This window comes from Novosphingobium sp. TK46, from assembly GCF_055361525.1.
In genome coordinates this window covers 2485841-2500685 of record NZ_CM143963.1, presented here as the reverse complement: position 1 = coordinate 2500685, position 14845 = coordinate 2485841, and the positions used below count along the sequence as shown (strand labels likewise).

Below are 14845 nucleotides of genomic sequence, written 5' to 3'. Positions count from 1 at the left end.
TTAGGGGCAATTGGCGATGGCGCAAAGGGTGCTGGAGGGTCAGGCCTACACTTCCTATATCACGCTTCACATGCCCGAACTTCCCGAAGTCGAAACCACCGTGCGCGGCCTCGCCCGCTTCCTCGAAGGTGAGCGGATCGTCCGCCTAACCCTGAACCGTGCCGATTTGCGCCGCCCTTTCTCCGATGGGTTGGTGCAGGCCCTCACCGGCGCGGTCGTGACGGGCCTTGGCCGCCGGGCGAAGTACGGACTGGTCCATACCGATCGCGGTAGCACGATGATCTTTCATCTGGGCATGTCGGGCCGCTGGCGGATAGAGCCGACCGCCATCGAGAAGCACGACCACCTTGTCGTCGAGACAGGCTCGGGTCACATTCTGGCTCTCAACGACGCGCGGCGGTTCGGGTCGGTCGATCTCGTCGACACCGACAAGCTGGATTCCTGGCCTCCGTTCGCGGCGATGGGGCCGGAACCGCTGGGGCCCGATTTGACGGCGGCCCACTTGCAACAGGCGTTCGCCGGCAGGATCGCACCGATCAAGCAACTGCTGCTCGATCAAGGCGTCGTCGCCGGGCTTGGCAATATATACGTGTGCGAGGCGCTTCATCGGGCCAGGATCCGTCCGGACAAGGCGGCGGGCAAGGTCTCGCTTGCTGCGCTGAAGCGTCTGGTGCCCGCCGTGCGCGAGGTGCTTACCGAATCGATCGCCGCCGGGGGGTCGACGATCCGCGACTATGCGCAGCCGACCGGGGAGCTTGGCTACTTCGCCAGTTCCTGGCAGGTGTACGGTCGTGAAGGCGCGGCCTGCCGTTGTGGCGCGCCGGTGCTGCGGTTCGTCCAGGGTGGTCGCAGCACGTTCTGGTGCGCGAAGTGTCAGAAATAGGCCGCTCGGCTAAGTCGCCGCGCGCTTGACGATTCGGGAACCCGCCTGTAAGGCGCGCCCTTCCCGGCGAGTCCGCTCGCCAGACAGTTTCAACCTGACAAGCGAAGGCCGCGACCGGCCGGTACGAGGACAGACATGGCCAATACGCCGCAAGCCCGCAAGCGCATCCGCCGCAATGAGCGTCGCGCAGAAGTAAACACCAACCGCGTCAGCCGCATCCGCACCTTCATCAAGAAGGTCGAGGCTGCGATCGCCGGTGGCGACAAGACCGCCGCATCCGAAGCGCTGAAGGCCGCTCAGCCCGAACTGGCCCGCGGCGTATCGCGCGGCGTGCTCCACAAGAATACCGCTTCGCGCAAGATGTCGCGTTTGTCGAAGCGCGTTTCGGCTCTCTAAGCTGATTCGCGTGAGCCGCGTGTTTGCGGCTCGACAGTACGGAACAAGAACGAAGGCCGGGGGCAACCTCCGGCCTTTTTCTTGCGTGCTTGCGACAACCATCAGGGCTTTTGGCTAACTCGCGGAAATGCTGCGATTCGGACCATGGTGAAAATCTAACTGCCTGTTTTATTGTCGGAAATTAGCATTATTAAGGTTTTGCGTCAGTCCTGGAGTGTCAACGCCAAATACTTTTTTTATTTGGGGACGCGCTCTTGCTTTGGCGCGTGATGCCTTCCTAAAACGGGGCTCGGCAGTTGCGATAGAGCAAGCCGGGACGGAAATTCGAAAGCGTGAATTGCTGGGCGGCAGACCTCGTTTGCTGTTAATGGCGAAGTCATGCCTGTCTGTCCCGGATCCTTCGCGCGCCGGTCGGGGACAGCTTCGACATAAGGAGGCGGTCGGTGACGGGGACAATAGCAGGGCAGTCGGCAAGCAATGCCGGCAGGAAAGCGAAATCAGTGCGGGTGGAAATGAACGAGGATCAGGAAGCGCTTAACCTGGCGGCCGATTGGGCCGACATCAGCCAGGGCTTGCGCAAGGATCTGGGCCAGCAGGTTCACAGCCAATGGATCAAGCCGGTTCAGCCCGGCAACTACTGCGCCGAAACCGGCACTCTCGACCTCTACCTGCCGACGGAGTTTTCCGCCAACTGGGTTGCCGATCGCTTTGCGGACCGCCTCTCACTGGCCTGGAAGATCGCTCGGCCCGATGTCCGGCATGTGCGTATCCTGGTTCATCCCGGCCGCCGCCAGCTTCCCGAACTGCGGCTGGGCAACGGCGGCAATCCGCGCCGGCCCGCCAACGATTCCGCGCAGGGCGTTTCGGATCCGCTGGGTGCCGCGCTGGAAGGCGATGCCTTCGCCTCGCTCGGCCAGGGCGCGCCCGGCATTGATGCCTCCCAGACGTTCACCAGCTTCGTCACCGGCACCAGCAACGTGCTGGCGGCCAACGCGGCACAGCGCATGGCCGCTCCCGAAACCCCGCAGTTTTCGCCCTTGTACCTCAAGGGCGCGACCGGTCAGGGCAAGACCCACCTGCTGCATGCGATCGGCCACGCCTATCTGGCCAGCCATCCCAATGCCCGCATCTTCTACTGCTCGGCCGAGCGTTTCATGGTCGAGTTCGTCCAGGCGCTGCGCCAGCATCAGATGATGGAATTCAAATCCCGGTTGCGTGGTTTCGACCTGCTGCTGGTCGATGATATCCAGTTCATCATCGGCAAGGCCAGTGCCCAGGAAGAGTTGCTCTACACGATCGATGCGCTGCTTCAGGAAGGCAAGCGGCTCGTGTTCGCCGCCGATCGGGCACCGCAGGCGCTGGACGGGGTCGAGCCTCGCCTGCTCAGCCGCCTGTCGATGGGCCTGGTCGCGGATATCCAGTCAGCCGACATCGAGCTACGCCGTTCGATTCTGGAAAGCCGCCTGACCCGCTTCGCCTCGGTGACGGTGCCGGCCGATGTTATCGAATTCCTGGCGCGCACGATAAATCGCAACGTGCGCGAACTCGTCGGCGGCTTGAACAAGCTGATCGCCTATGCCCAGCTCACGGGTCAGGCCGTCTCGCTCCAGCTTGCCGAAGAGCAGCTGACCGACATTCTTTCCGCCAACCGCCGCCGCATCACCATCGACGAGATCCAGCGGACGGTCTGCCAGTTCTACCGCATCGACAAGACGGAGATGAGTTCGAAGCGCCGTGCCCGCGCCGTCGTGCGCCCGCGTCAGGTGGCGATGTACCTGGCAAAAGTACTGACGCCCCGCTCCTATCCCGAGATCGGTCGCAAGTTCGGCGGACGCGATCACTCCACCGTGATCCACGCAGTCCGCCTGATCGAGGAACTGCGTACGCGCGATGCCGACATGGACGGCGACGTGCGAAGCCTGCTGCGTCAACTCGAAAGCTGATCCCGCAGATACTTTACCGCGAACGAAGGGCCGGAAAGTCATCTTTCCGGCTCTTTGTGTATCCGCTGCGGGCTCAAACCGCCTCTCGCCCGGGATTTGGACGATTGCGTGCTATTCCCCATGTCATTGTCCCGCTAATCGCGATCCTCGTGGTGAGAACGTCGACACGACCGGCAGGGCAGATCCGCATCTGATTGGGTAAGCAGCAGGGATTTTTGCCAACATGCGGTTCTACCAGGCAACCCGGTTCCTGTTTCCGCGCAGCTTCGAGCTGCGCGTGCTCGCGATATGTTTCCTGGCGGTGCATCTGCCGCTATTCGCCTGCATCGGGTTTGGCGCCATCACCGGCAACTGGCCGATTGAAACGCTGCTGGTCGTGCTGGTGGCCACGCTGGCCGGCACCGCCATCGGCATGGCCGCCATCCACGCGCTACTGTCGCCGCTCAAGGAAGCCACGGCGATGCTCGGTGCGATCCAGCTTGGCCAGCGTGTTGCGACCATCCCGGTCGGCGGCGATGATCTGGTGGGACAATTGCTGCGCGGGGTCGGAAACGCGGCTAACGAATCGGCCGATCGCTCCGATCGCCTGACCGATGCGGCGGAGCGCGATCCACTGACCGGGGTGCTCAACCGACGCGGCTTCACAAGCGCCGCGCAAGGTCTGCTCGCACCGGGAGATGGCGCGGTTCTGGCCTTGCTCGATCTCGACCATTTCAAGGCGATCAACGATCGATATGGCCACACCGCAGGCGACGCTTTGCTGCAGAGCTTCGCGCAGCGATTGCGGGACAGCTTGCGCCGCTCCGACATCTGCGCGCGATGGGGCGGCGAGGAATTCGCGGTCATGCTGCCCGGCGCCAGTCTGCAACAGGCACGCGAAGTCATGGAACGCTTGCGCGCGGGAATCGCGCTCGATCCGCTTGCGCCCGATACGCTGGTCACTTTTTCGTGCGGGCTTGCCATGCTGCAGGACATCGCCGGGCTTGCCGCCGCAGTTACACGGGCCGATGATGCGCTGTATGCTGCCAAAAGCGACGGCCGCGACAGGATCGAGAGCGCCGAGTAGGCCGCCTACGAAGGGTCACGATGACAGTCGACCATCGTTCCGGCTGCGCTGGCGGCGGCGATCTGTTATGATCCACGCGTGCATGCGCCCATGACGACGATCGAACCCGAGCTGCTCATGCTCGCCTACCGCAGCGGGATCTTCCCGATGGCGGATTCGCGCCACGATGCCGACATATTCTGGGTCGAGCCCAAGCTGCGGGCGATATTGCCGCTCGATGACTTTCACTTGTCGCAGTCCCTGGCGCGAACGCTGCGTCGGGAGCGCTTCACCGTCACTTGCAACACCGCGTTCTCCCGCGTGCTCGATGCCTGCGCCGCGCCGCGCGACTCCGAAAGCGGAAGCTGGATCAGCCATCGCATCCAGGCGAGCTACGAAACCCTTCATGCCCTGGGACACGCCCATTCGATCGAATGCTGGCAGACCGATGGCGAGGGGCGCCAGGAACTCGTCGGCGGGTTGTATGGTGTCGGGTTCGATCTGGCCTTCTGCGGTGAGAGCATGTTCTCACGTCGGGCCGACGCTTCGAAAGTGGCCCTGGCGTGGCTGGTCGCCGCCTTGCGCAAAGGCGGAATGCAACTGCTCGATTGCCAATTCATCACCCCTCACCTTGCCTCCCTTGGCGCAGTGGAGATCAGCCAGAAACGCTATCTGGGGCTGCTCAAACAGGCTCAGTCCGGCGCGTTGCCAACCTCGCCAGCGTCCGGCGAAGGCGCTGCAGGCGATGGTGTCGCGCTGGCCGAAGCGGTTGGCGTGGGGGTCGCGTCAATGCGCCCCCTGCCAGACGCCTTCGCCGCGCTCTTGGCGGATGCTGCATCGGCCGGGCTTTCCTCTTCACCCGGAAAACTCATCGCGCAGTTCTTGAGCCATACGTCATAGACCGGATGCTGCACGACATTCAGCGCCGGCGAGTTCTTGAACAACCAGCCTGAAAAGATCTTGTGCCACGCCAACGGCTCCTGCGACGTCGCCCGATCCTGAATGAACACCTGGACGAACGCGCCCTGCTCCGCCGGCCGTTCCCAAGGAAGCGTCCGCTCGCATGATGCCAGCTTTATCACCACGTTGCCCACCCGACGTGTCTCGCCGGGCTTCATCACCACGTCCTGGTTCAAGTTGTTGCGCTTGTTCAGCAAGCCAATGGTGGCGACGCGCTCCTTGAGCGGGGTGCCGTAATCATCCTTGCGCGTGATCGGCGCGACCGCCTTGCCACCGGTCTGCGCGATCGCTTCGGGAATGCCGGTTTCCTGCACCTCGGGCGCGGGCTCAACCTTACAGCCCGGCAGCAACGCTAGAGGCGCCACCAGCGCGGCGAAGCCGACCGCCGCCTTGTTCAGCCGCGACATCAGCGGCGCCTCAGGCGTCCGGTGACCAGGCTTCGTAATCGCCCGTGGCACGAGCCCGCTTGCCGCCGCGCTCCAAAGCACCTTGCGGGCGATAGGCCTCGAGCGTGCCGGTCGCATTGGGCGTGTAATCGACTTCCCAGATCCGTGCGGGCGCAAGATGACTTTCGGGAATGGCATCGTAGCTGTGATGCAGCCAGCCGTGCCATTCGGCAGGCACGTTGCTCGCGTCGTTCGCACCCGCGTACATCACCCAGCGCCGCTCATAACCTTGCGTGGTTTTCAGCTTGGGCGAGCGGAAGTACGTGTTGCCTTGCGCGTCGGTGCCGACCTTGTCGCCGAAGCGCGAACTCCACAGCATCGTGCCGAGGGTGGCACCGTCCCACCAGGTGAAGATTTTCGATAGGATGCTCATGACCTTCGCGCGTTAGCCTCCTTCGCGGGTCGTGCCAAGGCCATTGCTGGCCCACCGGCACTTGGCGCGGGGATGATCTCGATCACGATGAGGCATTGCGGGGCGCGGGCAGCTTCCAACTCACCTTGTCGCCTGGTTTGATGCCAAGCTGCGCGGCGCGGCCGCCATTCAGTTCGAGCACGCCTATCGCGAGCCCCTCGGCAGGAAGCGGCGTCAGATCGTAAGGCAGCGCATTGACGATGTTGAGCACCCGGCCGTTGGTGCCGATGTAGATGATGTCCAGCGGGATCACCGTGTTCTTCATCCAGAACGAGGGCTGGCGCGGCGTTTCCTCGGGGAACAGCATGCCCTCGTCGCTGCCCATCGCGGTTCGGAACATCAGGCCGCGCGCCTGCTCTGCCTCGGTTCTCGCTACCTCGACGTGGAATCCATGCTTTCCGGTCTTGGTAGCGACCGTCAGATCGATCACCGGCAAGCCCGAGACCGGGTGCACCGATGGCTGCATGCTCTTGGCCGAGGCAGCGCCTGATCCGCCATCCAGCGCGCCCGAGGAACACGCTCCCAGCGCCAGGGCGACAGCCAATACCGTTGGTATCAATCGCAATTGTCGTCTCCGAAAAAACTGTGAGGGTCTGCCGATTCGACCCATTCCTCGACCGTGGCGAGATCGATCGCTTCCACGATTCGGCGCGCATTGTCGAGCGTGTGTCCTGCACGCAGCATCGCGGCGATCTGCTTGTCGCGCAGTGGTCGGTCCGGCAGAGGGTCCGCCCATGGACCAAACCGGCGACGCCGGGCCATGGCGAAGGCCGCACGCCGCGAGGCGTCGGCACCCGGGGCGACATCGTGACGGACGGCTTCGTCCACGCCCGCGGCTCGCAGGGCCTCGCCCACCCGCCGGCCGCCGTAGCCCCGACGCAGCAGGCTCTCCGACTTCGCGCGCGCATAAACGGCATCGTCGACATAGCCGGCATCGGCAAACCGCACCGCCAGGCCTGCGGGATCGGGTGGCTGCTCGCCTTCCCAGCCCCGCTCGCGCAGCTTGCGCACGAGGTATGCCTCCAACTTTGCACGGGTGGTGGCGAAGCGCGCGACATACGCAAGCGCCAGTTCTTCCAGCTTGGTGTTACCAAGCGGCAACGGTTTGTGATCTCGGTACGCCATTGTGCCCTAATCGTGCCACAGTCGCGGCAGAATGAGGAGAGCTGCCGTGACACGGGAGTGAGACAGGTTTCGCAATAGCCAATTCCCGCATAAGGGCCGCGAAACTCGAATGATGAAATAGCAACAGCACAAGGTCTTGTGAGATGAACGCCACCGTCAGACTGGTGCCGCAGCCTGAAAATGGCCCGCCGGCCCCGACGCCGCGAGAGGACAGCCTGCCCCGCCGCCTGGCGGACTTCGCGACGTTTGGCGACGCGCTCGACTATGCCGCCCAAGGCGTGCGTGGCCTCAACTTCCACGATCCGCGCGGCACTCTCACCCGCGCCTATCCTTTTGCCGAACTGCGCGAGGAAGCGCTGGTGGTCGCGCGCGCGCTCATCGCCCGGGGCCTCGTACCCGGCGACAGGCTGGCGTTGATCGCCGAGACCGGCCCTCAGTTCGCGGCGCTTTTTTGCGGTGCGGTCTATGCCGGTGTCTGGCCGGTTCCCCTGCCGCTGCCCACCAGCTTCGGTGGGCGCGACAACTATATCGAGCAGCTTTCGGTCCAGCTCGCGAGCTCGGATCCCACGATGCTGGTCGGCCCGGACGAAATCGCCGAACTGACCGCGGCCGCTGCCAATCGGCAGGGTTGTGCACACGCCTCCTGGAGTGACTTTGCCGCCAGCGCGATCGGCGATGCGGCAGCTTGCGAGCTGCCCGAACTTCAGCCTGACGATATCTGCTACTTGCAGTACTCGTCGGGATCGACGCGTTTCCCGCACGGTGTCGCGGTGACCCACCGCTCGCTGCTGTCCAACCTTGCCAGCCATAGCCATTCCATGAACGTCCAGGACAGCGATCGCTGCATCTCGTGGTTGCCTTGGTACCACGACATGGGCCTGGTCGGCTGCTTCTTGTCGCTGATCGCCAACCAGATTTCCGGCGACTATCTTCGAACCGAGGATTTCGCCCGCCGCCCGCTCGCCTGGCTCGATCTGATAACCCGCAACCCGGGTACGTCCGTCTCGTTCTCGCCGACGTTCGGCTACGATATCTGTGCGCGTCGCATCTCGAGCCAGAGCTCCGTCTCCGATCGCTTCGACCTTTCGCGCTGGCGGATCGCAGGTAACGGCGCCGACATGATCCGGCCCGACGTTATGCAAAGCTTCGTCAACGCATTTGCCGATGCCGGCTTCAAGGCCAGCGTGTTCCTGCCGAGCTATGGCCTTGCCGAAGCGACGCTGGCGGTCACCGTCATGCCGCCGGGTGAAGGAATCCGCGTCGAGCTGGTGGAGGAAGAACGCCTGTCTGGCAGTCCGCGCGATCTTTCCCGCCCTGCGCGATACCGCGCGATCGTCAATTGCGGCAAAGCCGTCAAGGACATGGAAGTCGTGATCCGCGGCGAAAGCGATACCCCGCTGGGCGATCATCAGATCGGCAAGGTGTGGTGCCGCGGGACCAGCGTCATGCACTCCTACTTCCGCGATCCCGAGGCGACCGCCGCCTGCCTGGTCGATGGCTGGCTGGATACCGGCGACATGGGTTACATGGCGAAGGGATATCTGTTCATCGTCGGGCGTGCGAAGGACATGATCATCATCAACGGCAAGAACCACTGGCCACAGGATATCGAGTGGGCGGTGGAGCAGTTGCCCGGCTTTAATCACGGCGACATCGCCGCCTTCTCGATCGAGATGGAAAACGGCGAGGAGACCCCGGCGGTGTTGGTGCATTGCCGCGTGTCCGACCCGGTCAAGCGGATCGAACTGCGCGATCAGATCCGCGACAAGGTGCGTGCGATCACCGGGATGAATTGCGTGATCGAACTCGTTCCGCCCAAAAGTTTGCCCCGCACCAGTTCCGGCAAGCTCAGCCGTGCGCGAGCCAAGAAGCTCTATCTGTCGGGCGAGATCGCTCCGTTCGAAATGGCGGCCTGATAGCGACAGGATCGGCGGGGCACGCCAACCCTCCCGATCGGTTGCGTCAACGCGTCAGGGCGCGGTTGGTGCAAACCAGCGTTGTCGCCAGCCGAATGTGGATGCGACCGGCCTGCCCGTCGCATCATGTGCTGGTTTGAAGCGGAAGCGCGTGGTTGCCAGCCGGCAGGTGATCGCATCCGCCTCAGGATCACGACTGGGTCCGACGATGCGACAATCGCTGACGCGCCCCTCGACGTTCACGGTCAATGCGATCGTGACCGCACTGCCGATCCGCAACGTCCGTGATTTCGCGGGATAGTCCCTGGCCGAGACGATATCGCCGGCGATCTTGATCGGTTTGGTCGCACCGCCGCCAGCGCCGCCACCCATACCCACCGATCCAGCTCCATTACCGGAATCTGATGCGCCTGCACCCACGCCGGGGCCCTGTTCCTGCGCGCCCGCGTCGTTTTCACTCCCGTTCCCGACGACAGGAGGCGCACGCAGGGGCGCCAAGGCAATATGCACTTGCGGCGCGGCGATCGCGCGCCGCGTCGCCCTTCGTCCGGCCAGACCCGACGGGGCTTCGGCCAGCGGCGCGGAAGTCGGTTCTGGCGGGCGGACGGGCGGGCGCACAGGAGGCGTCCTATCGATCACCACATCGAAAGCCCTGATGGCGGGATTTATGATCGTTTGCCCGAAATCTGGTGCGAAGGCGCGTATCAACACCGTAAACGCCACCGCGTGCAGCAGGACCACACCCAAGGCGATGCTGACGCGAGCGCGGCGCGGGGTGTGCAGATCGGCTGACATCTCACCATTGAGATAGTTAGGCGCCAATGGCTTTGACAGGCCCGGGGCAATTGGAACACATTGCCGAAAGGGGAGACGGACGATGACGCAGACGCCCGAAGCGGTGTTCGAAATCGCACATGACGACGTGATGCTGCGCGGCTGGGCGGTGTCGCCGACTGGGCCTGGCCGGCGTCCGGCGGTGCTGATGTTCCCGGGCGGCACCGGACCGACGCCGGCTTTCACTGCAGCGGTACGAGAGCTTGCAGGTCTGGGTTATCTGACGATCGGCGTCGATATGTACGGCGGCGATGCGGACATCAGCACGCCGGAGGCTTGCGGCGTTCACTTCGAGGCATTGCTGCGTGCGCCCGATCGGTTGCGAGCCCGCGCTCTGGCGTGGGTGGATGCCGTCGCCGCCCGGGAAGATGTCGATGCAAGCCGGATGTCGGCGATCGGCTACTGCTTCGGCGGCAAATGCGTGCTCGAGCTTGTTCGCGGCTCGGCTACCTTGCGCAGCGTGACCAGCTTTCATGGACTTCTGAAAACGCATGCGCCTGCGAGCCACAAATGCTTCGACGGCCACGTCGCGGTCTGGACCGGCGGACGCGATCCTTATGCGCCGGTCGAAGATCTCGCCGGCTTGTGCGCAGAGTTCGACCAAGCGCAGATCGACTATCAGACGACCTTATTCGCTCAGGCCCTGCATTCCTTCACCGACCCGGGAAACGACGGCATTCGCCCTGGCATCGCGTACAATGCGGTGGCCCATCGCGTCGCATGGGCAGGTACCTTGGCCATGCTCGATCTCGTCCTGCGATAATCCTCGGGATCGGTCATCGCATATTCTCATTCTTGACGCGAAGTTCGCTATTGTGAAGAATTGGCTCTTGATCTAAGTCTTGAATTACCAAGAAGCTCGCTCAAGCGGCTCGGGTCAGGGGAGGATGAACAAGTCCGCGCACATCGCGGCTATCGGCGAAGCTGCATCAATCAAGAACATCATAGTCGGCAGCAACCCCCGCGCGTGGGGCTGCGAAGTTCGACAAACGGGGAGGATGATCGCGTGACAAGCAAGGATTGGAAAGCTGTACTTGGCGCCGGCGCAGCCGTCACCACACTTATCGTGAGCATGCCAGCCATGGCTCAGGATGCCGGGGACATCGTCGTCACGGCCCGTCGAACGGAAGAACGTCTTCAGGACGTTCCCATTTCCATCACGGTGTTCAACCAAGAGCAGCTGCAAAAGCAGAACGTAGCGGTCGCATCCGATCTTGCGATCTACACTCCGTCACTGGCGGTCAACACGCGTTACGGCCCTGAAAAGGCGACGTTCGCCATTCGCGGTTTCAACCAGGATGCCGCTGCGGCGCCGACCGTCGGTGTGTACTTCGCCGATGTGGTGGGCGTTCGCGCGCAAGGCGGCACCGCCGGTGGTAACTCGGTCGGCGCAGGATCGTTTACCGATCTGCAGAACGTGCAAGTGCTCAAAGGCCCACAAGGCACGCTGTTCGGCCGCAACACGACCGGCGGCGCGGTGCTGCTGGTGCCGACCAAGCCCAGCGATTCACTCGAGGGCTACGTGGAAGGCACCTATGGGAATTACGATCAAAAGCGGGTCCAGGCCGCAATCAACGTGCCGTTGGCCGAAACGTTCAAGGTCCGATTGGCAGTGGAGCGCAACAAGCGTGATGGGTACATGCGCAATCGTTCGGGTGTCGGTCCCGACCGCTACAACGATGTCGATTACTCCTATTACCGCCTGAGCGTCGTCGCCAACCTGACTCCCGATATCGAGAACTATACGCTCGCTACCTACAGCCACTCGAACACCAACGGCTATGCGACGCACTACGAAGGATGCGATCGCAATCCAAGCACCGCAAACCTGCCGCGTTACTACACCTCGCTCGCCGCCTGCGACCAGATCGATCGCCAGGCCGCGCGGGGCGATGGTCCGCTCGATGTCGACGTCAGCAATCCTAACCCGGGTATCAAGCTGGATATCTGGCAGGTCATCAACACGACTACCTGGCAGGCCAGCGATGCTCTGACCGTCAAGAACATCGTGAGCTATGGTGAGTACCGCGAGAAGTCGGCCTTCCAGCTTTACAGCGACAACTTCTTCATTCCCAATACGGCTGTCACCAGAGCGTTGGCCGCAACTGGTGGGCCTGCGGTCGGTCGCCCGTTCGATTACATCCAGCTCGGCACGCAACCCGGTTATGACGCGGCCGCCGGATCGACGACGACGGAGGAGCTGCAGCTTCAGGGGCGATCGGCGGACGGCAAGTTCAACTTCGTCGTCGGCGGTTATCTTGAGTTCAGCCGTCCGATCGGCTTCAACCAGCAACGCACCGGCATCTATGGCAATTGCAGCGATCCCGGCCTGGGCGTCGCGGGCTGCACGGGTGGTATTCCCCTCGTACCGATCCCCGCCAACGGACTGTTCCCCGGCTCTCCTGCCTACGTGCTGTCAGCCGGCCTCCTTTCTGAATCACGTACGAAGTTCGATTTCGACAATCATGGCATATTCGGTCAGGGCACCTACAAGTTCTCCGATAAGTTCTCGGTGACTGCCGGCGGACGTTGGACTTTCGACAAGATCGTCGGGTATTCCGAAAGCAACCGCTTCACCTTCGCGACCCTTCCCGCCGCACTGGGGGGCAGCACCCGCACCTTCGCGCGCGGCTGCAACGACAATCTTAACCACCCCGCACCCGGCGCCCGCAACGCGACACCCGCCAACACCGTGAACCTGCTCACCAATGGCGGCAACACGGCGGCTTGTGGAACGACCATCACCAACAAGTCGAACAAGCCGACCTGGCTGATCGATTTCGACTTCAAGCCGTCGCCGGACATGCTCATCTACGCCAAGTACGCGCGCGGCTATCGCCAAGGCGCGGTGAACTTCACCAATCCCGGTATCGAAACCGTCGCGCCCGAGAAGCTCGACGCCTATGAAATCGGCGGCAAGTTCACGTTCCGCGGCAGCGTCCCAGGCTACTTCAACGTCGCTGCCTTTTATAACGACTTCTCCAACCAACAGATCTTCGGTGCTTTGATCGCCAAGCCGGATAGTGGTCTGACGGGTGGTGCGGCGCTGATCAACGCCGGCAAGTCCGTGTTGAAGGGCGTCGAGGTCGATACCGGCGTCACCGCGTTCGACGTTCTGCGCCTGGGTGGTTCCTACACGTACCTGGACACGAAGCTGAAAGAGATCACCGTGCCGACGCTATCGGTGGATAGCCCGTTCTCGGCGATCATCCCACGCGGCAACGTTGGTGGTCCGCTCACCTACACGCCGAAGCATCGCCTGACCCTGTCCGGCGACATCATGATCCCGGTCGACGAGAACATCGGCAAGGTAAGCGTAGGCGCGATCTACACGTATACCGCCAAACAGCTTGTCGATGGCAACACGGGTATTCCGTCGTTCAGCCTGCTCAACCTGAACGCTACCTGGAACAATATTGGCGGCAGCGGTCTCGACGTCGTCGGATTTGCAACCAACATCACCAACAAGAAGTATCGCGTGACTTCGGGCGGTGGCTTCGAATCGTCGGGCATCCTCGACTTCGCGTATGGACAGCCCAGAATGTACGGCGTGCGCGTACGGTACAACTTCGGGACTTGAGCGATAAAGGGCCGTGGCTCGATCCACGGCCCGACCCACCGGCTACCGAGCCGACCTGAGGCCACGCTCCATCCGGAGCGTGGCTTTCCTTTTGCTGAAAGCGCCGCTTCGCCTAGCTGACGCCAAGCAGTTTGTGGCTCTGATGCCGCATCACCGCCTTGCCCAGGCGATCGGTAAATTGCACGATGATCGGCGGATCCACCCGGCGGGTAATGCTCCACAGATAAAAGCCGTAGATCGGCGCCTCGCGATATTGCGCCCAAGCGTCCTCGTCGGACGGCATTTGCATGCCGCGGCCACGCATCAGGCTAAGGTATTCGCGTAAGAGCCGCCGCTCTTCCACCTCGGCGACTGCGGGCGGCAGCACAGCATTGAGGTGATAGGCGACGTCGAGCGCCCATCCGCCGCGCTGCAGCAGTTGCCAGTCGATAAGGCCGGCTCCTTCGTCGGTGCGAAATATGTTGCCGGCATGCGCATCGCCGTGAATGAGGAACTGGGGTCGCGCACCATCTCGTGCCGCCAGCGCCTTCATCGCCGCGCCCAATCGCGTGGCACTGCGCACGTCGGAGCTGAGATTGTCGCCACGCGGGCCGTCGAGCAATTCCTGCAGCATATCCGGAGTCACGTAAGTCATCTGCGCCAGTTCCGCCGCGCGGGGACGGATCCACTCGGCTCCGTCCAGCAAGTGACTGCTCGCATGCAGCTTCGACAGCTCCGCCAAACTCAGCAGCGCATCATCGGCGCTGAACGGTTCGAGCGCAGTGCAGAAGCGACCGCCATCGACGATCACGTCGCGCATCAGCGTTACCGCTTGCATGGCCTCGCGATCGACGACCGCCGATACGCAGGTCGGCACACGCAGGTCGGGTATCGATGGCGCGATCCGGCAATAGAAATCGTCCTCCAGCACGCACGTGGAGCCACCCCGCGCAGTTGCAGCATCGACATCCAGCAAGCCCTTCAGACAAAAGGCGTGCCGATCACCGGAACCGGCAAACGTCACCGCGAAGCGCACCTTGGTCGCGACGGTGCGGATCACCTCGACCTGCTCGACCGATGTAATGGACGCGCCACCCGAGATTTGCGCCAGCGCCGCGCTCAACCATTGAGGGTCGAGCGCCTCGGCCAAAGTCTTGGGGACTGCGATCGCTGGCTGTGCCGGTATCGCGCGTTCCGGGGGCTGCGGCATCATCATCGTCCCTCTCCGTGTCAGCGTCAGACCGCTTGACGCTATTCGCTATTTCGTTTCATGCTTCACAATATAGAATTTGTATGGCCGGGGAAGCGTCATCGAACAAGGTGGGC

At 63.0% G+C, this 14845-nt stretch carries 13 protein-coding genes and 1 pseudogene; 8 read left to right on the top strand and 6 right to left on the bottom strand.

Going from position 1 to position 14845, the window contains the following annotated elements; genetic code table 11:
* The first annotated feature begins 70 nt into the window (after window positions 1-70).
* From mutM to aat, 5 genes are all read left to right on the top strand, one after another.
* The gene (gene mutM / locus ACXJ1Z_RS11940; protein ID WP_463781237.1) at window positions 71-883 is read left to right on the top strand and encodes a bifunctional DNA-formamidopyrimidine glycosylase/DNA-(apurinic or apyrimidinic site) lyase; all 813 of its coding nucleotides are present in this window, start codon (window positions 71-73) and stop codon (window positions 881-883) included.
* 135 nt (window positions 884-1018) lie between these two features.
* A complete protein-coding gene (rpsT, locus tag ACXJ1Z_RS11935) occupies window positions 1019-1279 on the top strand; it encodes a 30S ribosomal protein S20 (protein ID WP_463776896.1) in 261 nt (86 codons plus the stop codon).
* Between the two features lie 512 nt (window positions 1280-1791).
* Window positions 1792-3222 carry a chromosomal replication initiator protein DnaA gene (dnaA, locus tag ACXJ1Z_RS11930; protein ID WP_463776895.1) on the top strand — a complete coding sequence of 477 codons (1431 nt, stop codon included), beginning with the start codon at window positions 1792-1794 and terminating at the stop codon, window positions 3220-3222.
* A gap of 223 nt (window positions 3223-3445) precedes the next feature.
* Complete coding sequence (locus ACXJ1Z_RS11925) at window positions 3446-4288, top strand: GGDEF domain-containing protein (protein ID WP_463776894.1); 843 nt, start codon at window positions 3446-3448, stop codon at window positions 4286-4288.
* Between the two features lie 90 nt (window positions 4289-4378).
* Window positions 4379-5167: a leucyl/phenylalanyl-tRNA--protein transferase gene (aat, locus tag ACXJ1Z_RS11920; RefSeq protein ID WP_463776893.1), complete on the top strand. Its 789-nt coding sequence runs from the start codon at window positions 4379-4381 to the stop codon at window positions 5165-5167.
* 35 nt (window positions 5168-5202) lie between these two features.
* On the opposite strand, the pseudogene ACXJ1Z_RS11915 reads toward aat, so the two are convergent.
* From ACXJ1Z_RS11915 to ACXJ1Z_RS11900, 4 genes and pseudogenes are all read right to left on the bottom strand, one after another.
* Window positions 5203-5385, bottom strand: a pseudogene (locus tag ACXJ1Z_RS11915) (DUF2155 domain-containing protein); the annotation flags it as partial.
* A gap of 259 nt (window positions 5386-5644) precedes the next feature.
* Entirely contained in the window at window positions 5645-6046 is a 402-nt protein-coding gene (locus ACXJ1Z_RS11910; protein ID WP_463776891.1) for an NADH:ubiquinone oxidoreductase subunit NDUFA12, read from the bottom strand.
* Between the two features lie 82 nt (window positions 6047-6128).
* Window positions 6129-6629 carry a DUF192 domain-containing protein gene (locus ACXJ1Z_RS11905; RefSeq protein ID WP_463776890.1) on the bottom strand — a complete coding sequence of 167 codons (501 nt, stop codon included), beginning with the start codon at window positions 6627-6629 and terminating at the stop codon, window positions 6129-6131.
* Between the two features lie 11 nt (window positions 6630-6640).
* The gene (locus ACXJ1Z_RS11900) at window positions 6641-7210 is read right to left on the bottom strand and encodes a RecX family transcriptional regulator (protein ID WP_463776888.1); all 570 of its coding nucleotides are present in this window, start codon (window positions 7208-7210) and stop codon (window positions 6641-6643) included.
* Between the two features lie 143 nt (window positions 7211-7353).
* Here ACXJ1Z_RS11900 and ACXJ1Z_RS11895 point away from each other — a divergent pair, with 143 nt between their 5' ends.
* Window positions 7354-9126: a fatty acyl-AMP ligase gene (locus ACXJ1Z_RS11895; protein WP_463776887.1), complete on the top strand. Its 1773-nt coding sequence runs from the start codon at window positions 7354-7356 to the stop codon at window positions 9124-9126.
* A gap of 54 nt (window positions 9127-9180) precedes the next feature.
* Here ACXJ1Z_RS11895 and ACXJ1Z_RS11890 read toward each other — a convergent pair whose 3' ends face one another.
* Window positions 9181-9921 (bottom strand): energy transducer TonB, encoded by a 741-nt coding sequence (locus ACXJ1Z_RS11890; RefSeq protein ID WP_463776886.1) that lies wholly within the window; start codon window positions 9919-9921, stop codon window positions 9181-9183.
* Between the two features lie 82 nt (window positions 9922-10003).
* On the opposite strand from ACXJ1Z_RS11890, the gene ACXJ1Z_RS11885 reads away from it, so the two are divergent.
* Together ACXJ1Z_RS11885 and ACXJ1Z_RS11880 are read left to right on the top strand one after the other, a co-directional pair.
* Window positions 10004-10723, top strand: a complete 720-nt coding sequence (locus tag ACXJ1Z_RS11885) for a dienelactone hydrolase family protein (RefSeq protein WP_463776885.1) — start codon at window positions 10004-10006, stop codon at window positions 10721-10723.
* 243 nt (window positions 10724-10966) lie between these two features.
* Window positions 10967-13540: a TonB-dependent receptor gene (locus tag ACXJ1Z_RS11880; RefSeq protein WP_463776884.1), complete on the top strand. Its 2574-nt coding sequence runs from the start codon at window positions 10967-10969 to the stop codon at window positions 13538-13540.
* A 112-nt stretch (window positions 13541-13652) separates the two neighbouring features.
* Here the strand turns inward: ACXJ1Z_RS11880 and ACXJ1Z_RS11875 are convergent, their stop codons facing one another.
* Entirely contained in the window at window positions 13653-14735 is a 1083-nt protein-coding gene (locus tag ACXJ1Z_RS11875; RefSeq protein ID WP_463776882.1) for a phosphotransferase, read from the bottom strand.
* Between the last annotated feature and the right edge of the window lie 110 nt (window positions 14736-14845).

Coding starts and splice junctions, on each gene's coding strand:
- ACXJ1Z_RS11875 (WP_463776882.1), bottom strand. CDS start 14,735: ATGATGATGCCGCAGCCCCCGGAACGCGCGATACCGGCACAGCCAGCG.
- ACXJ1Z_RS11900 (WP_463776888.1), bottom strand. CDS start 7,210: ATGGCGTACCGAGATCACAAACCGTTGCCGCTTGGTAACACCAAGCTG.
- ACXJ1Z_RS11885 (WP_463776885.1), top strand. CDS start 10,004: ATGACGCAGACGCCCGAAGCGGTGTTCGAAATCGCACATGACGACGTG.
- ACXJ1Z_RS11890 (WP_463776886.1), bottom strand. CDS start 9,921: ATGTCAGCCGATCTGCACACCCCGCGCCGCGCTCGCGTCAGCATCGCC.
- aat (WP_463776893.1), top strand. CDS start 4,379: ATGACGACGATCGAACCCGAGCTGCTCATGCTCGCCTACCGCAGCGGG.
- mutM (WP_463781237.1), top strand. CDS start 71: ATGCCCGAACTTCCCGAAGTCGAAACCACCGTGCGCGGCCTCGCCCGC.
- ACXJ1Z_RS11895 (WP_463776887.1), top strand. CDS start 7,354: ATGAACGCCACCGTCAGACTGGTGCCGCAGCCTGAAAATGGCCCGCCG.
- ACXJ1Z_RS11925 (WP_463776894.1), top strand. CDS start 3,446: ATGCGGTTCTACCAGGCAACCCGGTTCCTGTTTCCGCGCAGCTTCGAG.
- rpsT (WP_463776896.1), top strand. CDS start 1,019: ATGGCCAATACGCCGCAAGCCCGCAAGCGCATCCGCCGCAATGAGCGT.
- ACXJ1Z_RS11910 (WP_463776891.1), bottom strand. CDS start 6,046: ATGAGCATCCTATCGAAAATCTTCACCTGGTGGGACGGTGCCACCCTC.
- dnaA (WP_463776895.1), top strand. CDS start 1,792: ATGAACGAGGATCAGGAAGCGCTTAACCTGGCGGCCGATTGGGCCGAC.